Here is a 14,786-nt window from a genome sequence, read left to right on the forward strand (position 1 = left end):
CTGTTTATTATTATTATTTTTTTTACTTATTCATTGCTTCATTTAAAACATGAAGCTCTTCTTCTGATAATTCATATCTTGAAATACCTTTATCTATTGGTTTCGCATATGTAATACTTTCCTGTCTAGAATAAATTCCTGTTAACATAACTCCGTCATTATGAGAATCTAAAATTGCAACTGAAAAACTTAAATCACTTCCAACATCCTCAAATGCCTTGTACCTCATTATAGCAACTTTATTAACACAATCTTTCATCTCTTCTCGTGTTATTTCACATTGTTTTATAGACTCCTCTGATTTTTCAACAGCTTTATCTATTTCATCCAATTTAGAATTTATAAGAGCTTCTAAATTTTTATTATTTACTCCTCTCATCATCTTTCTATACTTAAGTTCTACTTTGTTAATTGATCTCATCAGCACTAAAACCACTATAAATAGTAGAATTACAATTACTGCTAATCCTATTATTAAAAACGATGAGTAATCATTTATCATATTTATTATATTTTGCATTTATATCATCCTTTCTTGAAATGTTTCACGTGAAACAATCTTTATATATAATAAATTTCGTTTCACGTGAAACATTTTATAGGTTTATAATTTCTAATATTCTTTGTAAATCTTCATCAGAATAATATTCAATCTCTATTTTTCCTTTATTATTTTTATTGCTAATATTAACTTTAGTACCTAAGAATTCTTGTAATCTTTCAGTAACATCTTTATAATAAGGACTATTTTCTATTTTTCTCTCAATATTTTTTTTAGGTTTATTTAAAAATTTTATAAATTTTTCCAATTCCCTAACTGAAAGTTTTTCATCTATTACCTTTTGAGCTATTTCACATTGAAGATTTTCATCTGAAATAGCTAATAATACTCTTCCATGTCCTTCTGTAATTACTCCATCCATAAGGTATTGCTGAACAGTCTCAGTTAAATTCATTAATCTCATAGTATTGCTTATTGCAACTCTAGATTTACCTATTCGTCTACTTAATTCTTCTTGTGTTAATTTAAATTCACCTAATAATTTTTTATAAGCAACTGCCTCTTCTATAGGATTTAAATCTTGTCTTTGTATATTTTCTATTAATGATATCTCAAGTATATCTTTATCAGTTAAATTCATTACTATAGCAGGAACTTCTTTTAACCCTAATAGCTTTGCTGCTCTCCATCTTCTTTCTCCTGCAACAATTATATAATCCTCTTTATTCTTTTTTAATATAATCGGTTGTATAATTCCGTGATGTTTTATAGATTCTGCTAATTCTGCTATTTTATCATCATCAAAAAATTTTCTTGGTTGATCACTGTTGCTTTTAATTAAATTAATAGAAATTAATGTTTTTGAACTTTCTTCCTTCTTCTCGTTAGTAGGTGCTGTCACCATATCCTCTGGAATTAATGCTCCTAGACCTTTACCCAATGCAAATTTTTTACTCATATTTTCTCACCTTCTTATTGCTTTTTTAAAAATTCTTTTGTTAACTCTTTATATGCATTTGCACCCTTACATTTTTCATCGTATAACATTATCGGTAATCCAAAACTTGGAGCTTCCGCTAGCCTTATATTTCTTGGTATTTTAGTATTATAAACTTTCTCGTTAAAGAAATTTTTAACTTCATCATATACCTCATTACTTAAATTAGTTCTATAATCATACATTGTCATAATTACACCTTCAATATCTAAATCCTTATTTAAAGATTTCTTAACCAATTGAAGAGTATTCATCAATTGTCCCACTCCTTCTAATGCGTAAAATTCACATTGTATTGGAATTAAAACAGATTCTACTGATGTTAATGCATTTATTGTAAGGACCCCTAATGATGGTGGACAATCAATAAATATAAAATCATATTGATCTTCTATTTCTTTAATTTTACTTGTTAATATAGTTTCTCTATTTTCCTTACCTATTATCTCAACTTCTGCACCAGCTAATTCCATTGTTGATGGTGCAATAAAAAGATTTTGAACTAATTCACTTCTCAATATAACATCATTAAGTGAAGCATCTGAAGTTAAAACATCATACATTGATAATTCTAAATTTCTTTTATCTAACCCTAATCCGCTAGTAGTATTACCTTGTGGGTCAATATCTATAGTTAAAACTCTATATCCTTCCATAGCTAAATACGCACATAAATTTATATTAGTAGTTGTTTTTCCTACTCCACCCTTTTGATTAAAAACACAAATTTTTTTCATAATAAAGCTCTAATTATAGAGCTTCACCCCCTTCCCATATAATAATATTATATAGAGTTTTATATAATATTAAAAGATTAACCTAATAAAAAATTATGTAATATTAGTATTTTTATTTATTTTTTCTGATACAGATGAATATAAGTATAAAAAAAAGAAATTATATTCAATTTTGAATATAATTTCTTTAAAAAAAGTCAATTTATATTTATTTTTTTATTTCTTTGGTATTGATACAGTTATCTCTATACATTCTTCTGAATCTTTGAACTTGTAATCTGCTGGTATATTAAATTTATCAAAAACTTGCTTTATTGTGTTAACATATAACTTTGCTGGAAAAACACTTTTCACTTTCTTTTTGTTTTTATCATTTAGTTGTTCTCCTGCTAATTTAAGTAATTCCTTATTTATAAGTTCTTCTGTTTTCTTAACATTTAAACCATTCTTAACTACTTTTTCAACTACCTTTAACTGCATCTCTTCATTTGGTAAAGATAATAACGCTCTTGCATGTCTCTCCGTCAATTTATTATCTATACAAATAGTTCTAACATTTTCACTTAACTTTAAAAGTCTTAATTTATTTGCTATAGTTGATTGCTTCTTTCCCATCCTTTTAGCTAAATCATCTTGTGTAAATTTATGATCATTTATAAGATTATAATAAGCTTCTGCTTCTTCAATAAAATTTAGATCTTCTCTTTGAAGGTTTTCTAAAAGAGCTATTTCTGCTGATTCAGTATCTGTAATTTCTATTATATTGCAAGGAACTAATTCTAGTAAGGCAAGTCTAGCCGCTCTCCATCTTCTTTCTCCAGCAACTAATTCAAAACTATCTCCTCTTCGTCTAACTGTCAAAGGCTGAATAATTCCGTGTTCTTTTATTGATTGAGATAATTCCGTTAATGCCTCTTCATTAAAAAACTTTCTTGGTTGATAAGTATTAGGAAAAATCTTATCAACACTTATATTTACAATTTCTTTACTCATATGCGCACCCAACCATCCCTCTTTTTTGTAAATCATCCACTTATTCCATGATTTAACAATTCTATTTTATTCTCTTATTTTCCTTCTTTTTTTTCATTAAATCGTAGAACAAATTGATCTCTAATAATTCATATTTTTACATTTTTAACCAAATCATCTATTTAGTTATAATTATCGACATATTAAGTCTATTTTTATAACTAAAACTAACTTAACTACTTAATAGGCTTTTTATTAACTGTACCAGCCTTTCTAGGATAAATTTTAGAGCATTGCTTAATCTTTTTTATTTCAACTATATTATGTCTTAAGTCCGTACCTTCTATTTTTACTTCTATTATATCTTTTAGTTCTCCACCTAAAGTTCTTATGGCCTTATCCCCATCTTTAAGTTCATCATCTATTAAAGGGCCTTTTAAAGCAATAAAATATCCACCTTTTTTTACATATGGAATACAAAACTCTGATAAAACAGCCATATTCGCTACTGCTCTTGAAGTTGCAACATCAAAATTTTCTCTTAGTTCGGTCTTTCTAGCCCCATCTTCTGCTCTTGAATGTATAGTTGTAACATTTTCTAATCCTAATTCATTAACCACTGTATTTAAAAAATTTATTCTCTTATTTAATGAATCCAATAATGTTACTTTTATATTTGAATTCATAATTGCTATTGGTAATCCTGGAAATCCAGCTCCAGTTCCAACATCTATTATAGTCTTAGCATTTCTTATTGGTTCTGATTTAAAAGCCTTTATGCAATCTATAAAGTGCTTTTTTATTATCTCCTCATCTTCAGTTATTGCAGTTAAATTTATCTTTTCATTCCATTCTTGAAGAAGTCTCATGTATTTTATAAATTTTTCGTATTGTTCTTCTGATAAATCTAAATTAGCTTCTGATGCTGCTGTCTTCATTAAATCAAAAAATTCCATATATTCCTCCATAGAAACTATTGTTTTTTCTTATATTTATGTTCTAAATATATTAATAACACAGATATATCAGCCGGTGATACTCCTGATATTCTTGATGCTTGGCCTATACTTACTGGTCTAATATTAGAAAGCTTTTGAATAGCCTCAGTTCTTAATCCTTTTACATCATTATAATCTATGTCTTCTGGTAATAATTTTTTTTCAAATTTTCTAAACTGATTAACTTGTTCTAGTTGACTATCTATATATCCTTCATATTTAGCAATTATATTAATTTGTTCACCTATATTTTCTGGATATTCTGGTCTATCAGGATCTAAACTTGATAAGCTAAAATAATCAACTTCAGGTCTCTTTATTAACTCATAAAATTTAATTGGCTTTTTTAATTCTGTAGATCCAATTGATATTAAGAATTCATTAACTTCTTTTTTATTTGTTACTTGAAGCTCTTTTATTCTTTGTAATTCATTTTCTATATCAGATTTTCTCTTTAAAAATTTTGAATATCTCTCTTCTGAAACAAGTCCAACCTTATATCCTATCTCAGTTAATCTAAAATCAGCATTATCTTGTCTTAATAATAGTCTATACTCAGCCCTAGAAGTCATCATTCTATAAGGTTCATTAGTTCCCTTAGTAACTAAATCATCTATTAGAACACCAACATATCCATCTGAACGAGTTAATATCATTGGTTCTTCACCCTTAAGTTTTAAAGAAGCATTTATTCCTGCTACAATTCCTTGTGATGCTGCTTCTTCATATCCTGAGCTACCATTTAGTTGCCCAGCTCCATATAAACCTTCTATATTTTTAAATTCTAATGTTGGCTTTAATTGTGTAGGGTCTATTGCATCATATTCTATTGCATATGCAGTTCTCATTATCTCTACATTTTCTAACCCATCTATTGTTCTAAGCATTTTAATTTGAACATCTTCCGGAAGTGAAGAGGACATACCTCCAACATACATTTCTAATGTATCTTCACCTTCTGGCTCTACGAATATCTGATGCCTTGATTTATCTGGAAATCTCATTACCTTATCCTCTATTGAAGGACAATATCTAGGTCCTACACCCTCAATCATTCCGTTATACATTGGTGATCTATCAATATTCTCTTGAATAACTTTGTGAGTTTCCTCTGATGTATAAGTTAACCAACAAGACACTTGATCTCTTTCTATATTTTCACTCATAAATGAAAATGGTACTATTTTTTCATCACCTGGTTGTTCTACCATTTTTGAAAAATCAACTGATTTCATATTAATTCTAGCTGGAGTACCTGTTTTAAATCTTCTTAACTCTACACCTAAATTAATTAATGATTGTGATAATTCATTTGCAGCTGCTAATCCATTTGGACCACTATTGTACTCTACATCTCCAACTATTATTCTAGCCCTTAAATAAGTTCCAGTAGTTAAAATCAAAGCTTTACAACCAAAGTAAGCACCATTTTTAGTGTGTACTCCTATAATTTTTCCATCTTTAACTTCAATGTCTGTAACTTCTACTTGTCTAACTTGTAGATTTTTTTCATTTTCTAAAACTCTTTTCATTCTCTCCTGATATTTCTTTTTATCAGCTTGAGCTCTTAGTGAATGTACTGCTGGTCCTTTTGATGTATTTAACATTCTTGATTGTATAAATGTATTATCTATATTTATACCCATCTCACCGCCTAAAGCATCTATTTCTCTAACTAAATGCCCTTTAGCAGTTCCTCCTATATTAGGATTACAAGGCATCATGGCTATAGAATCAAGATTTATAGTACAAATTAATGTTCTAAATCCCATTCTAGCTGATGCTAACGCTGCTTCGCATCCTGCATGCCCTGCACCTACAACTACTATATCGTAATCTCCCGCATTATATTTCATTATCTCCACTTCTCCTATTTTCCACAACAAAATTCTCTAAATATTTTATTTACTAAATCCTCTTCTAATTCTGATCCTGTTATTTCTCCTAAAGCTTTCAATGCCGCTGTTACGTATATTGATATTAAGTCAAGGAATTCATTATTTTTAACTCTAATATAAGCATTTTCTGAGTTTTCTTTAGCTCTTATTAAAGCTTGCTTATGTCTTGAATTAGATATTATTAAGCTTTCACTATCTATTTTACCATTAAAGAACATATCCTTAATCTTATTTTTTAATCCATCAATTCCAATTTGTTCTTTTGCTGATATCTTTATCATATTTTCAAAATCATTTAATATTTCTATATCTAATTTATTCTCTAAATCTATCTTATTTAAAATTACAATAGATTTCTTATGTCTAATAGCCTCTATAATCTCCCTATCTTCAGCGTCTAATTCTCTTGATGAATCTAAAACTAATAGTACTAAATCTGCTTCTTTAATCTTTTCTTTAGATCTCTCAACTCCAATTTTTTCAACAACATCTTCTGTATCTCTTATTCCTGCAGTATCTATTATCTTAATTGGAATTCCGTCTAAATTTATATATTCTTCAATTACATCTCTAGTTGTTCCAGCTATTTCAGTAACAATTGCTCTTTTTTCCTTTAACAATGCATTTAAAAGGGATGATTTTCCTACATTTGGTTTTCCTACTATAGCTAAGCTTAATCCATCTCTAATTATTTTTCCTTCTTCAGCATTCTTAAGCAATCTATCCATATTGGTTATAGCTTCATTTAAACTTTCAGCTACTCTTATAGGTATTGTTGGGTCTATTTCTTCATCATCTTCAGTAAAATCTACTGCATATTCTATTAAAGCTAATACGTTTAATAAGTACTCATTTAACTTATTTATTTCCTGGGAAAGTGAACCTGAACTTTGCATTAAAGCAGATTTCATAGCTAATTCCGTTTTAGCTGTTATTAAATCCATAACCGCCTCTGCTTGTGATAAATCTATTCTACCATTTAAAAATGCTCTCTTAGTAAATTCACCAGGCTCAGCAATTCTTGCTCCTGCCTTTATAACCGTCTCTAAAACCTTATTAGTAGAGGTTACTCCTCCATGGCAATTTATCTCTACAGTATCTTCTGCCGTAAAGCTTCTAGGTCCCTTCATATAACTTATTATTACTTCATCAACTAATTCTTCCGTTTCAAAATCTATAACATGCCCATACCTCATAGTATAAGTCTTCATTGTCTTTATATCTGCTCCATTTTTAGGCTTAAAAATTTTAGAAACTATATCTAAAGCTCTATCACCAGAAACTCTTATAATAGCAATTCCACCTTCTCCTAAAGCCGTAGCTATGGCACAGATAGTATCAAATTCTTTCATTAATTATCCTCCTTATAATTTGCTCCCTTCCTTTTATTATAACCCATTTTAACTAATATTCATTTTACAAAAATATTTAAGTTTAGTCAAAACTTAAGAAAATAAAAAGAAAGCCAAAATTGGCTTTCTTTTTATTTATTTCTAATATCTACTACTACTCTTCTATATGGTTCTTCACCTTCACTATAGGTACATACAAGATCATTTTCCTGTAGAGTTGAGTGAATTATCCTTCTTTCATAAGGATTCATTGGCTCTAATTTAAAACTTCTTTTATTTTTAGCTACTTTATAAGCAGTTTTATTAGCAACCCTTTTTAAAGTCTCTTCCCTCTTTTTCCTGTAGTTTTCGGTATCTAAAACAACTTTTTTATAAGGTATATCATGTCCTTTATTAACGACCAAAGAAAGTAAGTATTGTAATGAATCTAATGTCTCACCTCTATAACCTATTATTAGTCCCATTTTAGGTCCAGTTAAATCAACATAAATAACATCATTATCTTCTTTAATTCTTATTTCAGCTTTTACATTCATAGAATCTAATACGCTTCTTAAAAAATTATGTGCTTCTTCAACATAGTCTCTTTTAACCTTCACTAGAATTTTTGCAGGTTTAACACCAATAATTCCTAACAACCCTTTATTTCCTTCTTCGATAACTTCAACTTCAACTTTATCTTCTGTTACACTTAATTGCTTTAATGCATTTTGTAAAGCCTCATTTACAGTCTTCCCTGTCATTTCTAATATTTTCATACCCTATTCACCCACCTATACATGCTCTTTTAACAGCATATTAATTTCTTTTTTTAGTTTTTGGTGTTGCCTTTTTAGCATTTACTACAGCTGATTCAGCATCTTTATTTGCTTTTTCTGCTTGCTTCTTCTTATATGGTAAATAATTTAAGAAATAAGTTTGACCTAATTGAATGATTCCGCCTATTACCCAATAAATTACAAGTATTGCACTAAAATTAATAGCCATAAACGCCATCATCCCAGACATCATTATATTCATAGTTGACATATTCATTGGACTATCTGGATTCTGAGGCATTGATTTACTTAATAAAACAGATGGTAAGTACGTACTTAAGAACGCAAGAACCGGTAATATAAACCAAGGATCTTTTGCAAATACATCTGGTATCCATAAGAATGATGTATCCATACCTGCACCTGGTTTTATTGCCATAAATACATAATATAAAGCAAATAATATTGGTAATGGTAAAAGAGTTGGTAAACATCCTCCAAACATACTTACTTTATTTTCTTTCATTAATTTTGAGTATTCTAATTGCATTTTTTGAGGATCATTTGCATATTTCTTTTGCAACTTTTGTAATTCTGGTTGAATTTCTTGAAGTCTTGCATTTGATCTAGTTGACTTAACATTTAGTGGTAATATAAGTAATCTTATTATTAATGTAAAAATGAAAATTGCTAATACATAAGATACCCCACTTGGCTGCATATGAAATAATTGAAGTATAAATTCATGCAAGCCATTAAAAATTTTCCCTAAAAAGTCCGCCACTGGCGATAAAAACGACATCATACTTTATGTCTTCCCTCCCTTATTTAACTGGATCATATCCACCTTTTGAAAATGGATTACATCTTAAAATTCTTTTTATAGATAAAAATCCACCCTTAATTGCCCCATACTTAGTTATTGCATCAATAGCATATTGTGAACAAGTTGGTATGTATCTACAGCATGGTTGTCTTGTAGGTGAAATATATTTCCTATACAATATTATAGCCTTTAGCATTAATTCTTTCATTAATTATATAATCCTGCCTTTGAAAAAAGTTTTTTCATTGCATCTTCTACTTCAAAATACGTTTTATCCTTAATTGAAGTTCTTGCAATAAATACAAAATCATATCCATTTTTCAAGTTTTCACAATTAAGCCTATAGCTCTCACTTATCAATCGTTTACTTCTACTACGGATTACACTGTTTCCTACTTTCTTGCTTACAGAAACTCCTATCCTATTATAATAGTGTCCTTCTTCATTTATATTTCTTCTATTATTAAATATATATAGAACCAAAAGCCCATTAGCTAATGACTTCCCTCTTTTATATACAGTTCTAAATTCATTATTTTTTCTTATTCTATAAATCATGAGAACTTACATCCTCCTCTTTTTTTCCTGCATTTGCAGAAAAAAGGCCACTTATTGCGGCCCTTATGCTGTTAATTTTTTTCTTCCTTTTTGTCTTCTTCTTTTAAGAACGTTTCTTCCACCTTGAGTACTCATTCTTTTTCTGAAACCATGTTCTTTTTTTCTTTGTCTCTTTTTTGGTTGGTATGTCATGAACATTTCATTACACCCCCTTTAAATGTTTTTATATATAGTAAATAACTATATTATTCGTATTTTAAATTTACTTTATTATTATATATATATCACCTTTTCCTGTCAATACACTATAATTTCCATTATCCTGTTGATAAATGAAAATATTAACTCACATTTTTGTGGATAACTTCTTGAATCCTTTATTTAACTTATGTTATTATTAATATTGACTGTGAATAAATTTGTTAGCAAGGATACTTATCCACAGTTGTGGATTAAATTGTTGATAACTTGTTTATTTTTTCTAAAAATTATAGCAATTTAAACTTATTAGACACAATAATAGCTATATATACTAGTGTTAGTAATGTTAAAAACTTATTATCATCTGTTTGTGGATAACTTTTGTTTTATTTTTTTATCACCATAATTATTAACATGTGAATATTTATATATTTATTATCAACAATCTGAATAACCTGTTAATAATTATGTTGATATATTGTTACTATATTGTTATTATATTATTTCAAAATTATTTTTTATGGAGGATATACAATGGATACTGAGCTTAAATTATTATGGGAAAAAACATTAAATATTATTAAAGGTGAAATGAGTGAAGTTAGCTTTAACACCTGGATTAAAAGTTGTGAACCAATTTCTATATCTTCCCACGAAATAAAAATCAGTGTTCCAAATTCTTTTACTCAAGATATTTTGGAGAAAAGATATAAAGACTTGGTTGTAAATTCAATAGAAGCTGCTTGCTCTAAATTATATAAAGTAGAGTTTTTAATTGAATCTGAGCTTCAAGAAGCAGAAGAAGAAGTTGAAATAAAAAAAATAAAAGTTAGAAATCAAGCATCTATTACTGTAAATGACGAAATGTCTTGTACTTTGAATCCTAAATATACGTTTGATTCATTTGTAATTGGTAATAGTAATAGGTTTGCTCACGCTGCATCTTTAGCTGTTGCTGAAGCCCCAGCTAAAGCATATAATCCTCTTTTTATTTATGGAGGCGTTGGTCTTGGAAAGACTCACTTAATGCACGCTATAGGTCATTATATATTACAAAATAATTCAAGTGCAAAAGTAGCTTATGTTTCATCTGAAAAATTTACTAACGAGCTTATTAATGCAATTAAAGATGATAAAAACGAAGAATTTAGAAATAGATATAGAAACGTAGATGTTCTTTTAATAGATGATATCCAATTTATTGCTGGAAAAGAAAGAACTCAAGAAGAATTTTTCCATACATTTAATGCTCTACATGAAGCAAATAAACAGATAATCCTATCATCAGATAGACCACCAAAAGAAATACCTACTTTAGAAGATAGATTACGTTCTAGATTTGAATGGGGACTTATTGCCGATATTCAGGCTCCAGACTTTGAAACTCGAATGGCAATTTTAAAGAAAAAAGCTGATGTAGAAAACCTTAATGTGGCAAATGAGGTTATGGTTTATATTGCTACTAAAATTAAATCAAATATTAGAGAACTAGAAGGCGCTTTAATAAGAATAGTTGCTTATTCCTCATTAACCAATAGAGAAATAACTGTTGATCTAGCAACTGAAGCATTAAAAGATATTATCTCAAATAAGCAAAATAAAAATATTACTATAGATGTAATTCAAGATGTCGTTTCAGGATACTTTAATCTAAGAGTAGAAGATTTAAAGTCTCAAAGAAGAACTAGAAACGTGTCCTATCCTAGACAAATAGCTATGTATTTAAGTAGAAAACTTACAGATATGTCATTGCCAAAAATAGGAGAAGAATTTGGGGGAGAGATCATACTACTGTAATTCATGCTTACGAAAAAATTTCTGATAGTTTAAATACTGATGAAAGCTTACAACATACAGTAAATGATATAACAAAGAAACTCACTCAAAATTAATCAACAGATGTACATAACTTTTTTAGAATTAGGTGTGGATAACTTTTAGAAATTATATTTAATGTTAATAATGTGGATAATGTATGTTTTTTTTGCTATACTTATCCACAATATTTTTTTATAAAAAACTTAGTAATTTTAATGGTTAGAGGTACTTTTCCACATATCAACAGCCCCTACTACTATTATTATTAATAATATATCTATATTATCTTATTTAATATATTAATCATTGTTTATAAATTAGGAGGTATTTTATGATTTTTATATGTGAAAAACAAAAATTACAAGAAGCTATTTCTATAGTAACGAAAGCTATAACAGGTAAAACAACGATGCCTATCTTAGAAGGTATATACATAAATGCAAATAAAGATGGCTTAACTTTAATAGGGTCTGATATGGATGTATCTATAGAAACTAAATTACCAGCTGATGTTTTAGAAATAGGTAAAATAGTTATTGATGCTAGGATATTTAGTGAAATAATAAGAAAATTACCTAACTCAGAAGTAAAAATAGAAACTTTAGAAAATAATATTATACAAATAACTTGTGAAAAGTCAGTCTTTAACTTAGTTTATATGGATGGTGAAGATTATCCGTTATTACCAAGTATAAATGAAAACTTAACAGTTGAAGTTCCTCAAAATATATTAAAAAATATGATTAAGGGAACAGCATTTGCAATAGCTCAAGATGAAACTAGACCAATATTGCAAGGAATTCTTTTTGAAGTTAAAAACAAAACTCTTAATTTAGTTGCTTTAGATGGATATAGATTAGCTGTTAAAAATGAATTTTTAGATAATGATAATGAAATAGAAGTCGTTATTCCAGGAAAAACTTTAAATGAAGTTTCAAAAATATTAGAAGATATATCAGATATAGTTAGAATAACATTTACTAATAATCATATTCTATTTAATCTAAACGAAACAAAAGTTATTTCAAGATTATTAGATGGAAAATATGTTAACTATGAATCTCTTTTACCTCAAGAATATAAAATTCTTATAAATGTGGATAAACAAGAATTACAAAGTTGTATTGAAAGAGCCTCTCTTATGGCTAAAGATGGAAATAGTAATTTAATAAAATTAGATGTTCAAGAAGATATATTAGTTATAACATCGAATTCTCAATTGGGAAAAGTTAGAGAAGAAGTATCTATAAATATGCAAGGTGGAGATATACAAATTGCATTTAATTCAAGATATTTATTAGATGTTCTAAAGAATATGGAAGATGATGAAGTGGTTATGCAAATGACATCAAGCGTAAGTCCATGTGTAATAAAAGGGAAAAATATGGAAAATGCTAAATATCTAGTTTTACCAGTTAGATTAATAAGATAAAAATGGAGGTGTAAATCGGTGAATAAAAAAAGTATAAATATTCACCGATTAAGTAATTATGCAAGAAATAAAAATAAATACTGAGTTTATAAAGTTAGATTCATTTTTAAAATGGTGTGGAGTAGCTTCATTAGGATCAGAAGCAAAAATTTATGTTTTAGAGGAAATGGTAAAAGTTAATGGTGAAGTTTGTACGCAAAGAGGTAAAAAAATAAGACCGGGAGATGTAGTTGAATTTGAAGGAGAAAAATTTAAGGTTATATAAATATTTAGTTATATAATTATTTAAAAATTTTTTATAAACACTTTTTACTCATCTAACTATGATATAATTAAATAGGTGTTAAAAATGTATATTAAAAAACTACAATTATTGAATTATAGGAATTATAAGGTTTTAGACATTGACTTAGGAAAATACGTAAACGTGTTTATGGGCGATAATGCTCAAGGAAAAACTAATATACTAGAAGCTATGTATTATTGTGCATTTGCTAAATCTCATAGAACTTCTAGAGATAGAGAACTTTTAAATTGGGAAAGTGAAAATGCATATGTAAGTTTAACAATAGGTAAAGATAGGTTAGACAAAAAAATAGATATAACAATCCTAAAGGACGGAAAAAAAGCCATAAGAATAAATAAAGTTAAAGTAAATAAAATAGGAGAACTATTTGGAACTTTTAATGTTGTTATGTTTTCACCAGAGGATCTAAAAATAATAAAGGATTCGCCTGGGGTAAGACGTAAATTTATTGACATGGAATTATGTCAATTGGATTCAAGATACTATTATAATTTAGTCCAATATAATAAAGTTTTAAATGAACGTAATATGGTTTTGAAAAATAGAAGACTAGATGAAGAAATATTAGACATTTATGATATACAATTGTCAAATTATGGTCATAATATAATAATAGATAGACTTAAGTATATAGATAAGTTAAATTTTTATGGGAAAAATATACATAAAGATATATCTTCTGGTAAGGAAGAAGTTGAATTTAGATATATAAGCCTAATTAAAGACTTAGATAATATAGAAAATAATTTCTATGAACTTTTAAAGAAAAATAGAAAAAAAGATATGGAGAGAGGGATAACAAGTGTAGGTCCTCATAGAGATGATTTTTCTACTCTTATAAATGGAGTAGATACTAAAAGTTATGGGTCTCAAGGGCAGCAGAGGTCAGCAGTATTAACTATAAAGTTTTCATCTTTAAAAATAATAAAGGAGCTAACTTCAGAATATCCCGTTCTTTTATTAGATGATGTATTATCTGAATTGGATTTTAGTAGAAAAAGATATATTCTTAAAACTATTGGAGAAATTCAAACTGTAATAACTTGTACAGGAATAGAGGATTTAACAGACTATTTAGATCAAAACTCTAAAGTTTTTAAGGTTAAGAATGGAGAAATCCTAAATTAGTAGGGAGGGACTCATATGTTTTTACATTTAGGAGAAAATGTAGTAGTTCCTATTAAAGATGTAATAGGAATTTTTGACTTACAAACAACTATGTACAGCTCTGATACAAGTGCATTTTTACGAATGGCCGAAGAAGACGGGTTTGTAGAAAAAATATCTAAAGAGAAGCCAAAATCTTTTGTTATAGCAGAAGTAAATAAAATGAGTAAGGTATATTTATCACCTATATCATCTTCAACTTTAACAAAAAGAACTAATATAGATTATAATCCATAAGTCCAATATTTAAACCTTCATTGTGA

Annotated in this window: 16 protein-coding genes and 1 pseudogene; 5 read left to right on the top strand and 12 right to left on the bottom strand. The window is 27.9% G+C overall.

From position 1 onward, the window contains the following. Positions 1 to 22: 22 nt before the first annotated feature. The 12 genes from CP523_RS07630 to rpmH all read right to left on the bottom strand — a co-directional run bounded on the left by CP523_RS07630 (position 23) and on the right by rpmH (position 9,796). The gene (locus tag CP523_RS07630) at positions 23 to 520 is read right to left on the bottom strand and encodes a DUF4446 family protein (protein WP_066673840.1); all 498 of its coding nucleotides are present in this window, start codon (positions 518 to 520) and stop codon (positions 23 to 25) included. A gap of 76 nt (positions 521 to 596) precedes the next feature. Further along, complete coding sequence (locus CP523_RS07635) at positions 597 to 1,460, bottom strand: ParB/RepB/Spo0J family partition protein (protein ID WP_066673842.1); 864 nt, start codon at positions 1,458 to 1,460, stop codon at positions 597 to 599. Positions 1,461 to 1,474: 14 nt separating this feature from the next. Next, entirely contained in the window at positions 1,475 to 2,236 is a 762-nt protein-coding gene (locus CP523_RS07640; RefSeq protein WP_066673849.1) for a ParA family protein, read from the bottom strand. A gap of 216 nt (positions 2,237 to 2,452) precedes the next feature. After that, positions 2,453 to 3,229: a nucleoid occlusion protein gene (noc, locus tag CP523_RS07645; protein WP_066673888.1), complete on the bottom strand. Its 777-nt coding sequence runs from the start codon at positions 3,227 to 3,229 to the stop codon at positions 2,453 to 2,455. A gap of 215 nt (positions 3,230 to 3,444) precedes the next feature. Further along, complete coding sequence (gene rsmG / locus CP523_RS07650; RefSeq protein ID WP_066673851.1) at positions 3,445 to 4,164, bottom strand: 16S rRNA (guanine(527)-N(7))-methyltransferase RsmG; 720 nt, start codon at positions 4,162 to 4,164, stop codon at positions 3,445 to 3,447. Positions 4,165 to 4,181: 17 nt separating this feature from the next. Beyond that, positions 4,182 to 6,062 carry a tRNA uridine-5-carboxymethylaminomethyl(34) synthesis enzyme MnmG gene (gene mnmG, locus CP523_RS07655; RefSeq protein ID WP_066673889.1) on the bottom strand — a complete coding sequence of 627 codons (1,881 nt, stop codon included), beginning with the start codon at positions 6,060 to 6,062 and terminating at the stop codon, positions 4,182 to 4,184. A 14-nt stretch (positions 6,063 to 6,076) separates the two neighbouring features. Continuing rightward, the gene (mnmE, locus tag CP523_RS07660) at positions 6,077 to 7,456 is read right to left on the bottom strand and encodes a tRNA uridine-5-carboxymethylaminomethyl(34) synthesis GTPase MnmE (RefSeq protein WP_066673853.1); all 1,380 of its coding nucleotides are present in this window, start codon (positions 7,454 to 7,456) and stop codon (positions 6,077 to 6,079) included. Between the two features lie 131 nt (positions 7,457 to 7,587). Then, the gene (gene jag / locus CP523_RS07665; RefSeq protein ID WP_066673854.1) at positions 7,588 to 8,214 is read right to left on the bottom strand and encodes an RNA-binding cell elongation regulator Jag/EloR; all 627 of its coding nucleotides are present in this window, start codon (positions 8,212 to 8,214) and stop codon (positions 7,588 to 7,590) included. Positions 8,215 to 8,254: 40 nt separating this feature from the next. Continuing rightward, on the bottom strand, positions 8,255 to 9,019 hold the full coding sequence (gene yidC / locus CP523_RS07670) for a membrane protein insertase YidC (protein ID WP_066673856.1): 765 nt from the start codon (positions 9,017 to 9,019) through the stop codon (positions 8,255 to 8,257). Between the two features lie 19 nt (positions 9,020 to 9,038). Beyond that, positions 9,039 to 9,248, bottom strand: a complete 210-nt coding sequence (gene yidD / locus CP523_RS07675; protein ID WP_066673858.1) for a membrane protein insertion efficiency factor YidD — start codon at positions 9,246 to 9,248, stop codon at positions 9,039 to 9,041. Next, on the bottom strand, positions 9,248 to 9,598 hold the full coding sequence (gene rnpA / locus CP523_RS07680) for a ribonuclease P protein component (RefSeq protein ID WP_066673859.1): 351 nt from the start codon (positions 9,596 to 9,598) through the stop codon (positions 9,248 to 9,250). The genes yidD and rnpA overlap by 1 nt, the downstream gene beginning before the upstream one ends. Positions 9,599 to 9,661: 63 nt before the next feature. Further along, entirely contained in the window at positions 9,662 to 9,796 is a 135-nt protein-coding gene (gene rpmH / locus CP523_RS16575) for a 50S ribosomal protein L34 (protein WP_066673861.1), read from the bottom strand. A gap of 537 nt (positions 9,797 to 10,333) precedes the next feature. On the opposite strand from rpmH, the pseudogene dnaA reads away from it, so the two are divergent. The 5 genes and pseudogenes from dnaA to remB all read left to right on the top strand — a co-directional run bounded on the left by dnaA (position 10,334) and on the right by remB (position 14,760). Further along, positions 10,334 to 11,691: pseudogene (gene dnaA, locus CP523_RS07690) on the top strand (chromosomal replication initiator protein DnaA). Between the two features lie 257 nt (positions 11,692 to 11,948). Beyond that, positions 11,949 to 13,049 carry a DNA polymerase III subunit beta gene (gene dnaN, locus CP523_RS07695; protein WP_066673865.1) on the top strand — a complete coding sequence of 367 codons (1,101 nt, stop codon included), beginning with the start codon at positions 11,949 to 11,951 and terminating at the stop codon, positions 13,047 to 13,049. A gap of 58 nt (positions 13,050 to 13,107) precedes the next feature. Beyond that, positions 13,108 to 13,314, top strand: a complete 207-nt coding sequence (yaaA, locus tag CP523_RS07700) for a S4 domain-containing protein YaaA (protein ID WP_066673867.1) — start codon at positions 13,108 to 13,110, stop codon at positions 13,312 to 13,314. An 84-nt stretch (positions 13,315 to 13,398) separates the two neighbouring features. After that, on the top strand, positions 13,399 to 14,484 hold the full coding sequence (gene recF / locus CP523_RS07705) for a DNA replication/repair protein RecF (protein ID WP_066673868.1): 1,086 nt from the start codon (positions 13,399 to 13,401) through the stop codon (positions 14,482 to 14,484). Between the two features lie 15 nt (positions 14,485 to 14,499). Then, the gene (remB, locus tag CP523_RS07710) at positions 14,500 to 14,760 is read left to right on the top strand and encodes an extracellular matrix regulator RemB (protein ID WP_066673869.1); all 261 of its coding nucleotides are present in this window, start codon (positions 14,500 to 14,502) and stop codon (positions 14,758 to 14,760) included. Positions 14,761 to 14,786: the final 26 nt, after the last annotated feature.

The sequence above is a fragment of the Clostridium septicum genome, from assembly GCF_003606265.1.
GTDB classification, from domain to species: Bacteria; Bacillota; Clostridia; order Clostridiales; family Clostridiaceae; genus Clostridium; species Clostridium septicum.

Coding starts and splice junctions, on each gene's coding strand:
- CP523_RS07635 (WP_066673842.1), bottom strand. CDS start 1,460: ATGAGTAAAAAATTTGCATTGGGTAAAGGTCTAGGAGCATTAATTCCA.
- dnaN (WP_066673865.1), top strand. CDS start 11,949: ATGATTTTTATATGTGAAAAACAAAAATTACAAGAAGCTATTTCTATA.
- jag (WP_066673854.1), bottom strand. CDS start 8,214: ATGAAAATATTAGAAATGACAGGGAAGACTGTAAATGAGGCTTTACAA.
- rsmG (WP_066673851.1), bottom strand. CDS start 4,164: ATGGAATTTTTTGATTTAATGAAGACAGCAGCATCAGAAGCTAATTTA.
- CP523_RS07640 (WP_066673849.1), bottom strand. CDS start 2,236: ATGAAAAAAATTTGTGTTTTTAATCAAAAGGGTGGAGTAGGAAAAACA.
- yidD (WP_066673858.1), bottom strand. CDS start 9,248: ATGAAAGAATTAATGCTAAAGGCTATAATATTGTATAGGAAATATATT.
- noc (WP_066673888.1), bottom strand. CDS start 3,229: ATGAGTAAAGAAATTGTAAATATAAGTGTTGATAAGATTTTTCCTAAT.
- mnmG (WP_066673889.1), bottom strand. CDS start 6,062: ATGAAATATAATGCGGGAGATTACGATATAGTAGTTGTAGGTGCAGGG.
- yidC (WP_066673856.1), bottom strand. CDS start 9,019: ATGATGTCGTTTTTATCGCCAGTGGCGGACTTTTTAGGGAAAATTTTT.
- CP523_RS07630 (WP_066673840.1), bottom strand. CDS start 520: ATGCAAAATATAATAAATATGATAAATGATTACTCATCGTTTTTAATA.
- remB (WP_066673869.1), top strand. CDS start 14,500: ATGTTTTTACATTTAGGAGAAAATGTAGTAGTTCCTATTAAAGATGTA.
- recF (WP_066673868.1), top strand. CDS start 13,399: ATGTATATTAAAAAACTACAATTATTGAATTATAGGAATTATAAGGTT.
- rpmH (WP_066673861.1), bottom strand. CDS start 9,796: ATGTTCATGACATACCAACCAAAAAAGAGACAAAGAAAAAAAGAACAT.
- rnpA (WP_066673859.1), bottom strand. CDS start 9,598: ATGATTTATAGAATAAGAAAAAATAATGAATTTAGAACTGTATATAAA.
- yaaA (WP_066673867.1), top strand. CDS start 13,108: ATGCAAGAAATAAAAATAAATACTGAGTTTATAAAGTTAGATTCATTT.
- mnmE (WP_066673853.1), bottom strand. CDS start 7,456: ATGAAAGAATTTGATACTATCTGTGCCATAGCTACGGCTTTAGGAGAA.